The sequence below is a fragment of the Nocardia sp. NPDC003726 genome (assembly GCF_053586955.1).
In genome coordinates this window covers 156,319-173,503 of the sequence record NZ_JBSFNF010000003.1, presented here as the reverse complement: position 1 = coordinate 173,503, position 17,185 = coordinate 156,319, and the positions used below count along the sequence as shown (strand labels likewise).

Annotated in this window: 15 protein-coding genes; all 15 read left to right on the top strand. The window is 70.3% G+C overall.

Annotated elements, in window-relative coordinates:
* Positions 1 to 612: 612 nt before the first annotated feature.
* The 15 genes from ACWDMM_RS05560 (at position 613) to ACWDMM_RS05490 (ending at position 17,008) form a co-directional block, all read left to right on the top strand.
* On the top strand, positions 613 to 2,253 hold the full coding sequence (locus tag ACWDMM_RS05560; RefSeq protein ID WP_449936146.1) for an FAD-dependent oxidoreductase: 1,641 nt from the start codon (positions 613 to 615) through the stop codon (positions 2,251 to 2,253).
* Positions 2,254 to 2,269: 16 nt separating this feature from the next.
* Positions 2,270 to 3,133, top strand: coding sequence for an alpha/beta fold hydrolase (locus ACWDMM_RS05555; RefSeq protein ID WP_195079144.1), 864 nt, complete (start codon positions 2,270 to 2,272; stop codon positions 3,131 to 3,133).
* Positions 3,130 to 4,815, top strand: coding sequence for a bifunctional 3-(3-hydroxy-phenyl)propionate/3-hydroxycinnamic acid hydroxylase (locus ACWDMM_RS05550; protein WP_449936359.1), 1,686 nt, complete (start codon positions 3,130 to 3,132; stop codon positions 4,813 to 4,815). The genes ACWDMM_RS05555 and ACWDMM_RS05550 overlap by 4 nt, the downstream gene beginning before the upstream one ends.
* Positions 4,772 to 5,743 carry a 3-carboxyethylcatechol 2,3-dioxygenase gene (locus ACWDMM_RS05545; RefSeq protein ID WP_449936144.1) on the top strand — a complete coding sequence of 324 codons (972 nt, stop codon included), beginning with the start codon at positions 4,772 to 4,774 and terminating at the stop codon, positions 5,741 to 5,743. The genes ACWDMM_RS05550 and ACWDMM_RS05545 overlap by 44 nt, the downstream gene beginning before the upstream one ends.
* Entirely contained in the window at positions 5,740 to 7,536 is a 1,797-nt protein-coding gene (locus ACWDMM_RS05540; RefSeq protein ID WP_449936142.1) for an FAD-binding protein, read from the top strand. The genes ACWDMM_RS05545 and ACWDMM_RS05540 overlap by 4 nt, the downstream gene beginning before the upstream one ends.
* On the top strand, positions 7,533 to 8,834 hold the full coding sequence (locus ACWDMM_RS05535; protein WP_195079147.1) for an LLM class flavin-dependent oxidoreductase: 1,302 nt from the start codon (positions 7,533 to 7,535) through the stop codon (positions 8,832 to 8,834). Before ACWDMM_RS05540 ends, ACWDMM_RS05535 begins: the two co-directional genes overlap by 4 nt.
* 73 nt (positions 8,835 to 8,907) lie before the next feature.
* Positions 8,908 to 9,729: a coniferyl-alcohol dehydrogenase gene (locus ACWDMM_RS05530; RefSeq protein WP_449936139.1), complete on the top strand. Its 822-nt coding sequence runs from the start codon at positions 8,908 to 8,910 to the stop codon at positions 9,727 to 9,729.
* A gap of 40 nt (positions 9,730 to 9,769) precedes the next feature.
* Entirely contained in the window at positions 9,770 to 10,759 is a 990-nt protein-coding gene (locus ACWDMM_RS05525; RefSeq protein ID WP_195079149.1) for a cyclase family protein, read from the top strand.
* Between the two features lie 30 nt (positions 10,760 to 10,789).
* Entirely contained in the window at positions 10,790 to 11,404 is a 615-nt protein-coding gene (locus ACWDMM_RS05520) for an NADPH-dependent FMN reductase (RefSeq protein WP_195079150.1), read from the top strand.
* Positions 11,401 to 12,582 carry a 3,4-dihydroxy-2-butanone-4-phosphate synthase gene (locus ACWDMM_RS05515; protein ID WP_449936136.1) on the top strand — a complete coding sequence of 394 codons (1,182 nt, stop codon included), beginning with the start codon at positions 11,401 to 11,403 and terminating at the stop codon, positions 12,580 to 12,582. The genes ACWDMM_RS05520 and ACWDMM_RS05515 overlap by 4 nt, the downstream gene beginning before the upstream one ends.
* Positions 12,579 to 13,478 carry an alpha/beta fold hydrolase gene (locus tag ACWDMM_RS05510; RefSeq protein WP_449936135.1) on the top strand — a complete coding sequence of 300 codons (900 nt, stop codon included), beginning with the start codon at positions 12,579 to 12,581 and terminating at the stop codon, positions 13,476 to 13,478. Before ACWDMM_RS05515 ends, ACWDMM_RS05510 begins: the two co-directional genes overlap by 4 nt.
* Entirely contained in the window at positions 13,475 to 14,314 is an 840-nt protein-coding gene (locus ACWDMM_RS05505) for an SDR family NAD(P)-dependent oxidoreductase (protein ID WP_195079152.1), read from the top strand. Before ACWDMM_RS05510 ends, ACWDMM_RS05505 begins: the two co-directional genes overlap by 4 nt.
* Positions 14,311 to 15,513, top strand: coding sequence for an NAD(P)/FAD-dependent oxidoreductase (locus tag ACWDMM_RS05500; RefSeq protein WP_195079153.1), 1,203 nt, complete (start codon positions 14,311 to 14,313; stop codon positions 15,511 to 15,513). The genes ACWDMM_RS05505 and ACWDMM_RS05500 overlap by 4 nt, the downstream gene beginning before the upstream one ends.
* A 14-nt stretch (positions 15,514 to 15,527) precedes the next feature.
* The gene (locus ACWDMM_RS05495; RefSeq protein ID WP_195079154.1) at positions 15,528 to 15,722 is read left to right on the top strand and encodes a ferredoxin; all 195 of its coding nucleotides are present in this window, start codon (positions 15,528 to 15,530) and stop codon (positions 15,720 to 15,722) included.
* Positions 15,723 to 15,826: 104 nt separating this feature from the next.
* Entirely contained in the window at positions 15,827 to 17,008 is a 1,182-nt protein-coding gene (locus ACWDMM_RS05490) for a cytochrome P450 (RefSeq protein ID WP_195079438.1), read from the top strand.
* The last annotated feature ends 177 nt before the right edge of the window (positions 17,009 to 17,185 follow it).

The following is a 17,185-nucleotide window of genomic DNA, read 5'->3' as shown; positions in this document are numbered from 1 at the left end:
TGACGTATCCGGCCTGCGGCTGCGTCCCGGTCCGCGTGCGGCGATGAACGCGACCCCGTCCCCTCGGCACGTCCCACAGCTGAACCTTCCGTTCTCTTCGGCGGCCGCCCGGTGACGACGGATCGCGCGTCGGCCGGACCGCAGCTGGCGCGGTGCGCCGGAAACGGCATGCGGTCCGTCTGCCGGGAACTTGCCGAGGTCGGCGCGGCCGGGCTGATGCCGGGCGCACACTCGGCCAAGTGAGCTCGCCCGTCGTCTCACCTACAAGAATAATACTTGCTTCAAATGAGAACGGTACTCTACGCAAAGTTGGACCGCAAGGTGGGCTCTGACCGGCGTGACTCGCTCCCTGTGGCCGTGGATAACGGCTGCTTCCCGGGCGGATCGGATCCCTGTGGAAGCTTCCGGGCGATTGAAGCGGCACTACTCTCTTGGCGGAAGTGCAAAAACATCTCGTGCGGGCAGGATTGCCACATCTTTGTTTTGAGAATAACATTCTTCTCAGATGTAAATGAAAGTCTCCTGCTTCCACGCGCCCGTCGCGTTCGGCTCGGCCGAGTGGAACCGGCACGGCGCAGGCCAACTTCCGTTCACGCGAGAGGAATCCGCGCAGTGGCTTCGCAGCAGCAACGATCCGAGCCTGCGCCGGACGCCGAGGTCGACGTCGTGGTCCTCGGCAGCGGCGCCGCCGGCCTGACCGCGGCGCTCACCGCGGCGGTGCACGGTGCGTCGGTGGCGGTCTTGGAGAAGGCGGCGACCGTCGGAGGGACCAGCGCGGTGTCGGGCGGCATCGCGTGGATTCCCGCCCACGACCGCTGCGCCGACGGGCCGCTGAGCGTGGCCGACGCGCTGAGCTACCTGCACGCCCAGTCGCTGGACTCGATGGACGACGAACTGGTCGAGGTCTTCGTGCGCACCGGCGCCGCGATGGTCGACTTCGTCGAGGCGCACAGCGGTGTGCGCTTCGAGATCGCCGAAGGATTTCCCGACTACAAGCCGGAACTGCCCGGCGGCAGGCCGGGCGGCGGCCGGTCGCTGAGCCCGGCCGCCTTCGATCCGGGCCGCCTCGGGGTGTGGCGCGACCGCATCACCTCCTTCCCCGCGGACTGGAGCAACGTCGGATTCGACGCCGAGACCAGGGCCAGGCTGCACGCGGCCGCCGGTGCCGAATCGGCCGATCTCTGCGTGGCCGGAACCGCCCTCGTCGCCGGCTTGCTCGCGGGCGTGCTCGACGCCGGAGTGGTGCCGCGCACCGGGACGAGGGCCACCGAGCTGATCGCCGCGAACGGCGCCGTCACCGGAGTCGGGATCGCCACGGCCGCCGGTGAATCCACGGTGCGGGCGCGCAACGGTGTCATCCTGGCGACCGGCGGGTTCGAGTGGGATCCGCAGCTGGTGCGGTCCTATCTGCGCGGCCCGATGCGCGGCGCGGTGTCCCCGCCGAACAACACCGGAGACGGGCTGCGCATGGCCATGGCGCACGGCGCGGAACTCGGCACGATGAGCGAGGCCTGGTGGGTGCCGATCGTGCGGATTCCGGGCGACACCATCGACGGCAAGCCGCGCAGCCGCAGCGTGCGCCTGGAGCGGACGCGCCCGCGCAGCATCATGGTCAACCGGGCCGGCAAGCGGTTCGTCAACGAGGCCTCGGAGTACAACTCCATGGCGGGCGCCTTCCACTATCTCGATCCAAGGGGCGGCTACGTCAACGATCCGGGCTGGATCGTCTTCGATGCCGTCCATTTGCGGCGGTACGGCTTCCTCGGTGTCGCACCCGGCGATCCGGTGCCCGAATGGTTCTGCGAATCACCGGATCTGGCCGCGCTCGGCGCGCAGACCGGCATCGATCCGGCCGGTCTCGCCGCGACCGTCGCCGCGTGGAACCGCGCGGTCGCCGACGAGATCGATCCCGAGTTCGGGCGTGGCTCGAGCGTTTACGACGGGTGGTGGGGTGACGAGCGCGCCGCCACCGTCGCCGGTCGCACGCTCGGCCCGATCGACACCGCTCCGTACTACGCGGTGCCGGTCACCGTCGGGGCGATGGGCACGAAAGGCGGCCCGCGCACCGACCGGGACGGGCGCGTGCGGCACGTCGGCGGGGCGGTCGTTCCCGGGCTGTTCGCCGCGGGCAACGCGATGGCCGGCGTGACCGGCCGAGCCTACGGCGGCGCGGGCGGAACCATCGGCCCCGCGATGGTGTGGGGCTTCCGGGCCGGATACGCCGCTGCTACCGGCAAATCGGCCGAGATCTGAGCACGGAGGTAACGAGTTGCCGGAATTCGAGAGCATCTGGAGCGATCTGCAAGGCGTCCCCTTCACCCAGGGATACCTGGACGCCGGCGGCGTCCGAACCCGCTACCTGCACGCGGGGGATCCGGCCGACCCGGCTCTGGTTCTGCTGCACGGGTCCGGTGGGCATGCCGAAGCCTATGTGCGCAATCTGGAGTCGCACGCCGCGCACTTCTCCACCTGGGCGATCGACATGCTGGGACACGGCTACACCGACAAGCCGGGGCATCCGCTGGAGATCGCGCACTACGTCGAGCACGTCATCGGTTTCCTCGACGCCGTGGGCGTGCGCCGCGCCCGCCTCAGCGGGGAATCGCTGGGCGGCTGGGTGGCCGCCCGCCTTGCGATCGATCATCCGGATCGCGTCGACCGCTTGGTGCTCAACACCGCCGGCGGATCGCAGGCGGATCCGGAGGTGATGCGGCGCATCGTCACGCTGTCGATGGCGGCCGCCGCCGATCCCACCTGGGAGACGGTGCGGGCCAGGATCAAGTGGCTGATGGCCGACAAGTCGAAGGACTACGACGATGTGGTGGCCAGCAGGCAGCGCATCTACCGGCAACCCGGCTTCGTCGCCGCCATGCGCGACATCATGGCGTTGCAGGATCCGCAGATCCGGCGGCGAAACCTGTTGGGGCCGCAGGACTACGGCAGGATCACCGCGCCGACCCTCGTGCTGTGGACCAGTGACGACCCCACCGCCGACGTCGGCGAGGGCAGGCGGATCGCGTCGATGATCCCCGGCGCGCGCTTCGAGGTTCTGCCGGACTGCGGGCACTGGCCGCAGTACGAGGACGCCAAAGCCTTCGACGCCCTGCACCTCGACTTCCTGCTGGGCGGCTGACCGTGTCCGAACACCGTGACTCCGCCGCGCCGGGCGCCACCGACGTCGACGTGCTCGTCGTCGGCGCGGGCCCGGTGGGTCTCACGCTGGCGAACATGCTCGGCATGTACGGGGTGCGCACCCTGGTGGTCGAGGAACGTCCGACCCTCATCGACTACCCGCGCGGCGTGGGCCTGGACGACGAATCACTGCGGACGTTCCAGGCGATCGGGCTGGTCGATCGCATCCTGCCGCACACCACCCCGAACCAGATCATGCGTTTCGTCGACGCGCGGCGCAGGCTGCTGGCCGAGATCGCGCCCACCGACGAGCAATTCGGCTGGCCGAAACGCAATGGATTCGTCCAGCCGCTGGTCGACGCCGAACTGCTCGCGGGACTGGACCGGTATCCGCAGGTGGAGGTGGCCTGGGGGACAGCTATGACCTCCTGCGCCGACTCCGGCGATCGGGTGACGGCGGCACTCGACGGCGGCGCCGGGCCGTCCACCGTGACCGCCCGGTACGTGGTGGGTTGCGACGGCGGGCGCAGCGCGACGCGCCGGGAGATGGGCGTCTCCTTCGACGGCACCACCTCGCCGACCCGCTGGCTGGTGGTCGACCTCGCCTCGGATCCGCTGGGACACCCCAATATCGAGGTCGCCGCCGATCCGGCCCGGCCGAACGTGTCGGTATCGATCGCGCACGGAATCCGGCGCTTCGAGTTCATGATCCACGACGACGAGCCCGACGAACTGGCCGAGGACCCGGCCTTCGTGGCGAAGATGGTGGCGCCGTTCGTGCCGTATCCCGAGCGGCTGGAGGTCATCCGGCGCCGGGTCTACACCCATCATTCCCGCATCGCGGGCGCTTTCCGGCGCGGGCGGCTGCTACTGGCTGGCGACGCCGCGCATTTGATGCCGGTGTGGCAGGGGCAGGGCTACAACAGCGGCATCAGGGACGCGGCGAACCTCGGCTGGAAACTCGCCGCGGTCGTCCGGGGGCAGGCGGGCGACGCCCTGCTCGACAGCTACGACTCCGAACGGCGCAAGCACGCCAGGGCCATGATCGATCTGTCGACGCTGGTCGGCCGGGTGATCTCGCCGACCGATCGCAAGGTCGCGGCGGCGCGTGACGCGCTGGTGCGCGCGGCGGCCGCGATTGCGCCGGTTCGAAAGTACGTGCTGGGCATGCGGTTCAAGCCGATGCCGCGCTACGAGCGCGGGGCGGTGGTGCACGACTGGTCCCGGTCGCCGAAGTCGGCGGTCGGCACGCTGTTCGTGCAGCCGCGGGTGGATACCAGGGAACGCGCCGACGTCCTGCTCGACGAGGTGCTCGGGCCGTGGTTCGCCGTGCTGTGCTGGAACAACCGCCCTCGCGCCGTCCTCGGTGCGACGGCGTTCGATCGGTGGAAATCTCTGGGCGCCAAGTTCTTCGAACTCCGTCCCTCCGCACAGATGCACTGGACCGGCCACGACGACCCCGACGTCGTCGTGATCGGCGACCGCACCGGCGCGCTGAAACGCTGGTTCGACGCCCAGCGCGACTCGGTGCTGTTCCTGCGGCCCGATCGCTGCGTCGCGGGCGCGTCCATCGCGCAATCGGCGCCGGAACTGAGCGCGGACCTGCTCGACACCCTCTATTCGCCGCAGGGAGGAAACGATGCCGCTGGCCGTGTGCTGCGTCTCGCACAGCCCCCTTCTTGATCTTCCCGGACCCGATCCGGAGGTGCTCGCGGACATCGAGTCGGCGCTCGACGAGGCGGCGCGGTTCGTGCGGGCCTTCGATCCCGAAGTGGTCGTGGTGTTCGCGCCCGACCACTACAACGGGTTCTTCTACAAGCTCATGCCGCCGTTCTGCATCGCAGCGGCGGCTGCCGGGGTCGGTGACTACGGCACGCACGCCGGGCCGCTCGACGTGCCGGCCGGACTGGCGACCGAACTCGCCGAGGCGGTTCTCGCGGCCGGTGTCGATGTTGCCGTCTCGCTGGCGATGGACGTCGATCACGGGACGGTGCAGCCGTTGCAGCGGTTGCTCGGGTCAGCGACGGCGCGCCCGGTGGTTCCGATCTTCGTCAATTCGGTAGCCGTTCCGCTCGGCCCGCTGCGCCGCGCCAGGGCGCTGGGCGCGGCCGTCGGCGGTCACTTGCCGACCCTGGGCAAGCGGGTGCTGATGATCGGTTCCGGCGGGTTGTCCCACGACCCGCCGGTGCCGGCCTTGGCCACGGCCACCGGGCCCGTGCGGGAGCGGATCGTGCACGGCGGGCGCATGACCGCCGAGCAGCGAAACGCGCGGCAGCAGAGGGTGATCGAAGCGGCGCGCGAGTTCGCCGCCGGGCGCGGCGGGCTCCAGCCGCTCAATCCCGAATGGGATCGGCGGTTCCTGCGAATCCTCGACGACGGACGGCTCGAGGAGTTCGACGACTGGACCAACGCGCGGATTACCGCCGCGGCGGGCAACTCCGCGCACGAGGTGCGCACCTGGGTCGCCGCGTTCGCGGCGCTCGCGGGGCAGGGCCCGTACCGGACCACGGTGCGCTACTACCGGTCCGCGCCCGCTCTGATCGCCGGATTCGCCGTGCGCGCCGCCGTCGCGGACCAGGACAACGATTCGACCGCCAGGAGGCGAGCGTGACATCCGAACCGATCGGCGTGCCCTCCGGAGCAGGCGATGTCGACCATACCGTCGACGTTCTGGTCGTCGGCTCCGGCGGCGGCGGGCTGACCGCCGCCCTCGCCGCCGAGGCCGCAGGACTGTCGGTCCTCGTGGTCGAGAAGGCGGCCCACTACGGCGGCTCCACCGCGCTGTCGGGCGGCGGCATCTGGGTGCCCGGCGCTCCGGCGCAGAAGCGCGACGGCTACGCGCCGGATCCGGAGGGCGTGGTCGAGTACCTGCGCGCGATCACCGAGGGCTTGGTCGGCGACGCGCGCCTGCGGGCCTACGTCGCGACGGCGCCGCGGATGATGGAATTCCTCGAGCAACGCAGCGCCTGGCTGCGCTTCGTGTGGAAGCCGGGTTACGCCGACTACTACCCGGAACTGCCCGGTGGTTCGGCGCAGGGCAGCACCATCAACGTGCCGCCGATCGACCTGCGCAGACTCGGCGACGAAGAGCAGAACCTGCTGCGTCCGCTGGCCCTGGCCCCGAAGGGGATCTGGCTGGGACCCAAGGATTTACGGCTGTTCTACCAGGTACGTCAATCCTGGCGCGGCAAAGCCGTGCTGGTGAAGCTGGTGTGGCGGATGTTCCGCGCCAGGGTGTTCGGCGACCGGATCGCCGCCATCGGTCAGTCGCTGGTGGCCCGGCTGCGCCTCGCCCTGCGCGAGCGCGACATTCCGCTGTGGCTGAACGCGCCGATGACCTCCTTGCTCACCGGAGCCGACGGCGCCGTGGTCGGCGCGGTGGTGGAGCGCGACGGACAGCCGCTGCGCATCAGGGCCGAGCGCGGCGTGATCCTGGCGACCGGCGGTTTCGACCACGACATGGCCTGGCGCGAGGAACATCAGCCGGTCGTCGAGCAGGACTGGAGTTTCGGCAACCCGGCGTCCATGGGCGACGGCATCCGCGCCGGACAGCAGGTCGGCGCGGCCACCGACCTGCTGGACGAGGCGTGGTGGTTCCCCGCCATCCACTGGCCCGACGGACGCCTGCAATTCATGCTCAACGAGCGCATGATGCCGGCCCAGTTCATCGTCAACGGCGCGGGCGAGCGGTACATCAACGAGGCCGCGCCGTACATGGATTTCGGTCACGCGATGATCGAGGGACAGAAATCGGGGATCACGCACATCCCGAGCTGGCTGATCACCGACGAGCGCTCCTGGCGGCGGTACGTCGTCGCCGGACATCTACCGCTGCCGAAGATCCCGTTCGCCCCGGTGCCGACCGGGCGGAAGATCCCGCGGGCCTGGCTGGACTCGGGTGTCGTCGTGGCCGCGAACTCGTGGACGGAACTGGCCGCGAAGATCGGCGTGCCCGAGGACCGGCTGCGCGCCACCGCGAAGCGCTTCGACGAACTCGCGCGCACCGGCCACGACGACGACTTCCAGCGCGGCGACAGCGTGTACGACAACTACTACGGCGATCCCACGCTGCCCAACCCCAACCTGCGTCCGCTGGGCAAGCCGCCGTACTACGCGTTCCGGATCATCCTCGGCGATCTGGGCACCTCCGGCGGCCTGCGCACCGACGAGCACGCCAGGGTGCTCCGGTCCGACGGCACCGTCATCGGTGGTCTGTACGCCGTGGGCAACACCTCCGCGGCGCTCATGGGCCGCAGCTACGCCGGAGCGGGCGCGACGATCGGGCCCGCGATGACGTTCGGCTACATCGCGGTCGAGCACCTGGCCGCGAGTGCCGCGGCGGCGCAGCACACCGAACCGGCCCGCAACGGCTCGACGTTCGATTCCATCGGAGGAAGTAAATGAAGATATCCCTGTTCTACGAATTCGCGCTGCCGCGGCCGTGGGTCCCCGACGACGAGCGACTGCTGTTCCAGGAGGGTCTGGCGGAGGTGGAGGCCGCCGACAAGGCCGGGTTCTCCACCGTCTGGCTGACCGAGCACCATTTCCTCGAGGAGTACTGCCATTCGACGGCGCCGGAGATCTTCCTCGCCGCCGCCAGCCAGCGGACCGAGAACATCCGGCTCGGTTTCGGCGTCATGCACCTGCCTCCGGCGATCAATCATCCCGCGCGCGTCGCCGAACGTGTCGCCACCCTCGACCTCATCTCCGACGGGCGCGTGGAATTCGGCACCGGTGAGTCGTCGTCGGTGGGCGAACTCGGCGGGTTCGGCATCGATCCGGCCGACAAGCGCGCGCAGTGGGAAGAGGCGCTGGAGGTGTCCATCCGCTGCATGATCGAGGAGCCGTTCACCGGTTTCCAAGGCCAACACATCCAGATGCCCGCGCGCAACGTGATACCCAAGCCGCACCAGCGCGCGCATCCCCCGGTGTGGGTGGCGTGTACCCGGCCTTCGTCGGTTCAGATGGCGGCGCGGCTGGGCGCGGGCGCGTTGAGCTTCGCCTACACGGGCCCGGGTCCGCTGGCGGATCGGGTGCGCGGGTACTACCAGGAATTCGCGGACAAGGCCGAGCCCTGGCTGCCGGTGCTCAATCCGAACATCCTGGCCATCGGCGGCGACCTGTCGATGATGGTCGCGCCCACCGACGAACAGGCTTTGCAGCGCCTCGGGCTCGGCGGCGGATTCTTCTCCTTCGGGATCATGCACTACTACATGACCGGCCAGCACACCCCGGGCCGCACCGGCGTGTGGGAGCGCTACCTCGAGGCCGTCAAGGAGGACGAGACGCTGGCCTACGGTCCGGGTCGCGGCGCCATCGGATCGCCGGGCACCGTGCGCGAATTCCTGCGCGGCTACGAGGAAAGCGGCGTCGACGAGATCATTCTGCTGCTGAATCCGCGCAGCCACGAGGCGACCATGGAGTCGATCGAACTGATGGGCGAGCAGGTGCTGCCGGAGTTCATCGAGCGCGACGAGAAGGCGGTCGCCGCGAAGGCTCGGCGGCTCGAGCCGGTCATCGAGAAGGTCCAGGCGCGGCGCAAGCCGTTGCCCTCGCTCGCGTTCGACGAGAACTACGCGTTCGGCGGCCTGCCAACGGGCCGGGGGGGCAGCTTCACCGCGAGCGAGATTCCCGAAGCGATGGCCGAGATCAACGAGGGCCGGGTGCAGGCCGCGCAGCGCGCCAAGGAAGAAGCGCAGTGATCCCCGGCCCGTGCGGTCGCGCCGCGCGCCGCGACCGCACGAGCGGAGTCGGACGAGATGGGAGACGGACCAGATGCCCGAAGTCGGACGAGCCGATGAGCTGTGGCGTTACGACGGCAAACGGGTCGTGGTGACCGGTTGCTCCTCCGGGATCGGCGCCTGCGTGGCCCGCCAGGTCACCGAACTCGGCGGGCGGGTGGCCGGGCTCGATCTGGTGGAGCCCGCCGCCGATGTCGCGGAGTTCCACCGGGTGGACATGGCCGACGCCGCGTCGATCGACCGGGCCGTCGCCGCCCTCGGCGGACCCGTCGACGCGCTGTTCAACGTCGCGGGCGTCTCCTCGGGCATCGGCGACCCGATCCGCGTGGTCACGATCAATTTCCTCGGCCTGCGGCAGTTCACCGCGGCGCTCGCGCGCACGATGCGGCCCGGCGCCACGATCGCCAGCGTGTCCTCGCTGGCGGCGGCCGGATATCTCGAGCACCGCGAACAAGTCGGCGGCCTGCTGGACACCGCGGACATGGCGGCCGGAATCGCCTGGTGCGAGGCGCATCCCGACGCTCTGGCCGACGGCGGATACCGGCTGTCGAAGGAAGCGATCATCTACTACACGATGCGCAACGCCGTCGCACTCGGTGCGCGCGGCATCCGGATCAACTGCACCGGTCCCGGCGTCACGCGGACACCCATCCTGGAGCAACTGCGCTCGGCGTACGGCCCGGACTATCTCGACACCATCCCCAAGCCGCTGGGCCGGGTCGCCGAACCGGCCGAACAGGCGGCCGCCTTGCTGTTCCTCAACAGTCGGGCGGCGAGTTACGTGACCGGCCAGGTGCTGTGGGTCGACGGCGGGAACGTGGGCGCCCGCATCGCCGGCGTGGCGGCCCGGTCATGACCGGTGGAAGACCGGCGATCAGCGTGAAAGGACAGGCATCGTGGCCACTCTGACGGAATTCCGGCGCGTCGCCGACGGTGTGCGGAATTGGGGCCGCTGGGGCGCGGCCGACGAACTCGGCACGCTCAACTTCATCACCCCGGACAAGGTCGCCCACGCGGCGAGTCTCGTGCGGCACGGACGGGTGTTCCCGCTCGGCGTCGACTTCGGCTCGTCCGGACCGCAAGGGGCGTTCAAGTTCCGGCACAACCCGGTCCACGTGATGACCGTGGACGGCGGTGACGCGCGCACTTTGACCGAGTACGGCCCGAAGTGGCTGCGCAACAGTGTCGGACGCGAACTCAGCGCGTTCTTCGAGGACAACCCGTTCCGCTTCAACGACGACCTGATCATCATGCCGTTGCAGGCGGCGACCCAGTGGGACGCGCTGTCGCACGTCTACTACGACGACCACCTGTACAACGGCTTTCCGGCGAGTTCGGTCACCAGCCTCGGCGCGTACCACTGCGGGATCGACAAGGTCGACGGCAAAGGCATCACGACCCGCGCCGTGCTGCTGGATCTGGTGCGTCACCGACGCGCCGACACGTTCCTCGCGGCGGGTGACCCGATCACTCCCGGCGAGCTGGACGAGGTCGCCGCGGCGCAGGGAGTCGACGTCGGCCGCGGCGACATCGTGCTGATCCGCACCGGGTGGTGGGCCCGCTTCCTGGAGGCGGGCGACGGCACGGAACCGTACTCGGGCCTGGACTGGCGCTGCGCCACCTGGCTGCACGAACGTGAGGTCGCCGCCGTCGCGGCGGACAACCTCATGGTCGAGGACCCGGTGTCCGGGGTGGACGGCACCTTCCTGCCGCTGCACATGCTGTGCCTGCGGGACATGGGCCTGATGCTCGGCGAGTACTGGGATCTCACCGCGCTCGCGGCCGACTGCGCCGCGGACGGCGTCTACGAATTCCAGTTGGTCGCACCGCCTTTGCGCGTGGTCGGCGCCGTCGGATCGCCCGTCAACCCGATCGCCATCAAGTAGGGACACACAGGAAAGCACGAGGTTCCGGTCATGACCGCAGGCACGAGAAGTGCGACCGCCACCGAGGTGGCCGGCGACGGGCGGCCGTTCGTCGTCGGCATCGGCGGCACGTTGCGGGCGGGCTCGTCGACGGAGCAAGCGCTGCGGCACTGCCTTGCGGCGGTGCGGCGTCACGGCGGACGCACCGCGCTGTTCTGCGGCGAGGAGATCAACCTGCCGATGTACAACCCGCACGACCCGGCCCGCACCGAGAAGGCGGTCGCGCTGGTCGAGGCGCTGCGCCGCGCGGACGCGGTGATCATCGGCTCGCCCGGATACCACGGCGGCGTCTCCGGCCTGGTGAAGAACGCCCTCGACTACATCGAGGACCTGCGCGGGGACGCGACGGTGTACCTGGACAACAAACCGTGGGGCTGCATCACCTGCGCCTACGGCTGGCAGGCTGCCGTGGGAACGCTCGGCCAGCTGCGGGTGATCGGCCACGCGTTGCGCGCGTGGCCCACCCCGCTCGGCGTCGCGATCAATTCCGCCGAGCCGATCTGGGATGCCGACGGCACGCTGACCGACGAGGCCGTCAGCGCCCAGCTCGAGCTGCTCGCCACGCAGGTGCTCACCTTCGCTCCGGCCGGCGGGGCGCGCGCATGACCGCCGCGCCCAGGACGACCGGCCGGACGAGGGTGGCCGAGGCGACGGCCGCCCTGCGGGCCGGGCGGATGATCCTGGTGCTCGGGGAGACGAGCGACGGGTGCCGGGGTGATCTGGTGATGGCCGCGCAGCGCGTGACGGCCGAAGCGGTCAATGCCATGGCGAGCCTCGGATGCGGGCTCATCCACGTCTCGATGCGCGCGGCGGCCCTCGATGCCCTCGGGATACCCCCGGCCGACCCCGCCGCCACCGGCCCGGATCGCGATCTGTTCCGCGTGTCGGTGCGACTGGCGGGCGCCGAGGCCGACGGTGTGCGGGCCTCCCGCCGCGCGCAGACGGTTCGCGCACTGGCCGACCCGGCCAGCACACCGAGCACGTTCGCCCGGCCCGGACACGTCTTCCCGCTCGGCTGCGCCGCCGGTGGCGTGCTGTCGGTACCCGCCTGCCCGGAGGCCGCGGTGGACTTGGCCGAGCTGGCCGGAATGGCGCCTGTCGGGGTGCTGTGCGAAGTCTGCGGGGCCGACGGCGAACAGGCCGGGCGCTCGCAGCTGCTCGCGCTCGGTCGCGACCACGGGCTGCCCGTGGTGTCCATCGACGATCTGGTCGCCTATCGCAAGCGTGAGCTGTGCCGGGTGCGTCGGCGAGGCGTCGCGCGCATTCCGCTGCCGATGGGGGAGTTCCGTGCGGTCGGCTTCACCGACGGGCTGGACCGCGCGCACGTCGCGTTCGTCCACGGTGATCCGGCCGCGGACGTCGCGCCGCTGGTGCGCCTGCATTTCGAATGCCTGGCCGGTGACGTCTTCGGTTCCCGGCGCTGCCGGTGCCGGGGCGCGCTGGATCGTGCGCTGGATCGGATCGCGCGCGACGGCAGCGGCGTGCTGGTCTACATCCGCGCGCGCACCACCGCCGTACGCGACACACTGCGCGCCTGCCGGGCCGACGGGGAAAGCGGTAGCGCCGAAGCGCAGCGTCACAGCGACCTGCAATCGGCATTCGACATCCTCGACGCGCTCGCCGTGCGTGAGATCCGATTGCTGTGCGACGCCGGGGAGGCCGCTGTCGAGCCGGAGCGCGCGCGCATCGTCGCGCGAATCGCGTTGACCGACAGCGCTCGTCACCCAGACGCGGAAACGCTCGTGACGCCGCGCGCGGGTGACCGGATCGGGAGCCTCCCGTGATCGCGCAGCGCAGAACCATCGTGGTGGACGGCTCCAGCACCGCGTATCTCGAGGCGGGAACCGGCGAACCGGTCGTGCTGCTGCACGGCGGCGAATTCGGCGCCAGCGCGGAACTGGGCTGGGAGTACACCATCGACGCGCTCGCCCGCCGCTATCGGGTGCTGGCGCCGGACATGCTCGGCTTCGGCGAGTCGGCGAAGGTGATCGACTTCAACGACGGACGCGGCCTGCGTATCCGGCACATCGCACGCTTCCTCGCGACGCTCGGCATCGAGTCGGCGCATTTCGTCGGCAATTCCATGGGGGCGATCAACCTGCTCGTCGACGCGACGTCCACCGCGCCGAAGCTGCCGATGCGCAGCCTGGTCGCGATCTGCGGCGGCGGTGCGATCCAGCGCAACGAGCACATGCGAGCGCTCTACGACTACGACGCCACGTTCTCCGGAATGCGCGCCGTCGTCCGGGCGCTCTTCCACGCGGAGTCCTACCCCGCCGACGACGGCTACGTGCGGCGGCGCTACGAATCGAGCATCGCCCCCGGAGCGTGGGAGGCATTGGCGGCGGCGCGTTTTCGCCGTCCCGGCGCCGAGGCGCCGCCCGCCCCGTCGAACGAGCGGGCTTACGAGCGCATTCGCGTGCCCTGCCTCGTCGTCGAAGGCGCACGCGACAAGCTGCTGCCCGCGGGGTGGGCCGCGGCGATCGCGGCTCGCGTCCCGCACGGACGATCCGCCGTCGTACCGGACGCCGGGCACTGTCCACAGATCGAGCAACCGGACGTCGTCAACGACCTGCTGCTGGCGTTCTTCGGCGGGCAGGCGGGCCGGGCCCGCGAGTCCGAAGACGCACCGGACCTGCCGGACTCGGCCGGACCGAAACGAAAGGAAATGAAGGCATGACCGACGAATTGGCGGGCAAGGTCGCCATCGTCACCGGCGGAGCGTCGGGGATCGGCAGCGCGACGGTGGCGCGGTTCGTCGCCGAAGGCGCCCGCGTGGTGGTCGCCGACGTGGATCGTGAGCGCGGTGCGGCCTCGGTGGCCTGCTACGGCGCGGCGGCGGTGTTCGAACAGGTCGACGTCGCCGACCCGGCCCAGGTCGAGCGGCTCGTGGACCGGGCGGTGCGGACCTTCGGCGGGTTGGACGTGATGTGCAACAACGCCGGTATCTCCGGCACCATGCACAAGAGCCTGCTGCACGACGACCTCGCCGACTTCCACCGGGTGCTCGGGGTGAACCTGCTGGGGGTCATGGCGGGCACCCGCTTCGCGGCCAGGCATATGGCCGAGCACGGCGGCGGCTCGATCGTCAACGTGTCCTCGGTCGGCGGCATCCAAGCGGGTGGGGGAGTGCAGAGCTACCGGGCGTCCAAGGCGGCGGTGGCGCACTTCACCAAGTCGGCGGCGATCGAACTGGCGCAGTTCGGCATCCGGGTCAACTGCATCGCGCCGGGCAACATCCCGACACCGCTGCTCGCCTCGTCGGCGAGGAAGATGTCCGCCGAGCTCAGCGAGCGGTTCACCAAGGCGGTGCGCGAGTCGATGGAGGCCGATCGCCCGTTGCCGCTCGACGGCACACCCGAGGACGTGGCGGAGGTCGCGGTGTACTTCGGCGGCGACCGGTCGCGGTACGTCACCGGAACCGTGCTGCCGGTGGACGGCGGCACGGTCGCGGGCAAACCGCTGCGACCGCGCAGGAAGCCGGCCGAGCCGTCCGTCGCGGCGGGCCCACGATGATCCGCCGCACCGGAGTTCTCGTCGTCGGCGCCTCGGCAGCGGGCCTGGCCACCGTGGAAGCGCTGCGCCGGGGCGGGTACCGGGACCCGATCGCACTGCTCGGCGCCGAGCCGCATCTGCCCTACGATCGTCCCCCGCTGTCCAAGCAGATCCTCTCCGGCGCTTGGCGGCCCGAGCGCACCTTGCTGCGCGAGCCGCGCCGACTGGCCGAACTCGATGCCGGCATCGTCCTCGGCACCCGCGCCGTCGCCCTCGACGTCGCCGCCCGCACCGTGCACACCGCGACCGGTTCCGTGGCGGCCGAGCACATCGTGATCGCCACCGGGGCAGTGCCGCGAATGCTGCCCGCGCCGCCCGGATTACGCGGCGTCCATGTGCTGCGCACGCTCGACGACGCGCTCGCGCTGCGCGCGGATCTGGCTGTCCGTTCGCGCGTCGTCGTGGTGGGCGACGGCGTACTGGGCGCGGAAATCGCGGCCACCGCAGGGCAATCCGGCCACGAGGTCACGATGACCGGCCCCCAGCGCGCCCCGATGGCGGCTCAGCTCGGCGATCTCGCCGCGGGCCTGCTCGCCGGCCTGCACACCGGCAACGGCGTCCGCCTGCGGCTCGGCGTCGGCGTCTCCCGCCTCACCGACCGCGGCGGCGAGGTCACCGGCGTCGTCCTGGCGAACGCCGAGACGCTGCCCGCGGATCTGGTCGTGGTCGCGATCGGCGCGGTGCCCGCCACCGACTGGCTCGCAGGCAGCGGGCTCTCGCTCGCCGACGGCGTGGTGTGCGACGCGCGATGCCGTGCCGCCGAGGGCGTCTACGCGGTCGGTGACGTCGCCCGGTGGGAACATCCGGTCCTCGGAAGGACCCTGCGCCTGGAGAACCGTACGAACGCGACCGAGCAAGCAGCGGCGGTGGCCGCCGACATTCTCGGCGCGCGGCGGGCGTATCAGCCGATCCCGTACTTCTGGACCGATCAATTCACCACGAAGATCCAGGTGCACGGCGTCATCACGGCCGGGGCTGTGGCCACGGTCGTCGACGGCGACCCGGACGAAGGACGGTTCGTCGCGCGCTTCGAGCAGGGCGGGGACGTCACCGCGGTGCTGGGCTGGAACATGCCCAAGCAGGCCAGGATGCGGCGGCAGGAGTTGGCGCGAGCGCACGCCCTGCTCGCTTCGCCACCCACCCCCGCTCACTCCCCGTAGAAAGAAGGTCCCCGATGAAAGTGACTGTCGATCAGGTCAAGTGCGTCGCGGCCGGGCACTGCGTCATGCACGCGGCCGACGTGTTCGACCAGCGCGACGAGGACGGCATCGTCGTCCTGCTCGACGCCGACCCGCCGGACGAACTCGCCGATGACGTGCGCCAGGCCGCGGCGGTCTGCCCGGCCATGGCCATCCACATCGAGGAATGAACCGGCGGTTCGCGGTTCTTCCGTCCCGATCACCCCAGGAGTGAACAGTGTCCGAAGCATCGACCGATACGACAGCCTCCGCCACGGAGGTTCCCGACTATCCCATGCCCAGGTCGACCGGATGCCCGTTCGCGCCGCCGCCCGAGGCGTTGCGGCTCGGGCGCGCCAAACCGCTCAACCGGGTCCGGATCTGGGACGGCAGCACGCCCTGGCTGGTCACCGGCTACGCCGAGTTCAAGGCACTGATGTCGGACCCGAGGGTCAGCGTGGACGACCATCGTCCCGGCTTCCCGCACTGGAACGAGGGCATGGCCGCGATCGTGGACAGCAGGCCGAAGTCGCTGTTCACCACCGATGGCGAGGAACACAGCCGGTTCCGGCGGATGCTGACCAAGCCGTTCACCTTCAAGCGGGTGGAAGCGCTGCGGCCGGTCATCCAGCGGATCACCGAGGAGCACATCGACCGGATGCTGGCCGGACCGCGACCGGCCGACCTGGTCGAGGCGCTGGCGCTGCCGGTGCCGACGTTGATGATCAGCGCGATGCTCGGCGTGCCGTACGAGGACCACGAGTTCTTCCAGCGGCACGCGACCGTCAACGTCGACCGGTACGCGACCAAGGAGCAGGCCGCCGAGGGCCGCGCGGGCCTGGCGCGGTATCTGGTCGACTTGGTGAAGAAGAAGCTGGACGATCCCGCCGAGGACGTGGTCTCCGACATCGCCGAGCGGATCCGCGCCGGTGAGATCGATATGAAGGAGGCCGCCCAGTTGGGCACCGGCCTGCTGATCGCGGGGCACGAGACGAGCGCGAACATGATCTCGCTCGGGGCCCTCGCCCTCATGCGCAACCCCGATCAGTTCGCGTTGCTGCGCGATACCGACGATCCGAAGATCGTCGTCAACGCGGTCGAGGAATTGCTGCGGTACCTCAGCATCATTCAGAACGGCCAGCGCCGTGTCGCGGTCGGGGACATCGAGATCGCGGGGGAGACCATCCGGGCCGGGGACGGCCTGATCTTCGACCTCGCGCCGGCGAATTGGGACGAGAAGGTCTGGCAGCAGCCGGACCGGCTGGACCTGCGCAGACCCGCCGCCGCGCACCTCGGGTTCGGTTTCGGTCCGCACCAGTGCGTCGGGCAGCAATTGGCCAGGGCCGAACTGCAGATCGTCTTCCGCACGCTGGTGCGGCGAGTTCCGACGCTGCGCTTGGCGATTCCGTTCGATGAGGTCCAGTTCAAGCACGACCGGCTCGCTTACGGGGTGTACGAGCTGCCGGTGAGCTGGTAGCGCGCATCCCGAATCTCTCTGCCGGAACGCTTGTCTGCGAGTTCATCTCCCGGACCGGTGATGCCCGGCTGCGCGCTGGTCTGCTGCGGCGGATCTGGTACCAGCTGGATTCATACCTTCGGTAATCGTGTTACTCTACGGTAGGTCCGCGGCTGTGACATGTCTCATGCCGAACGG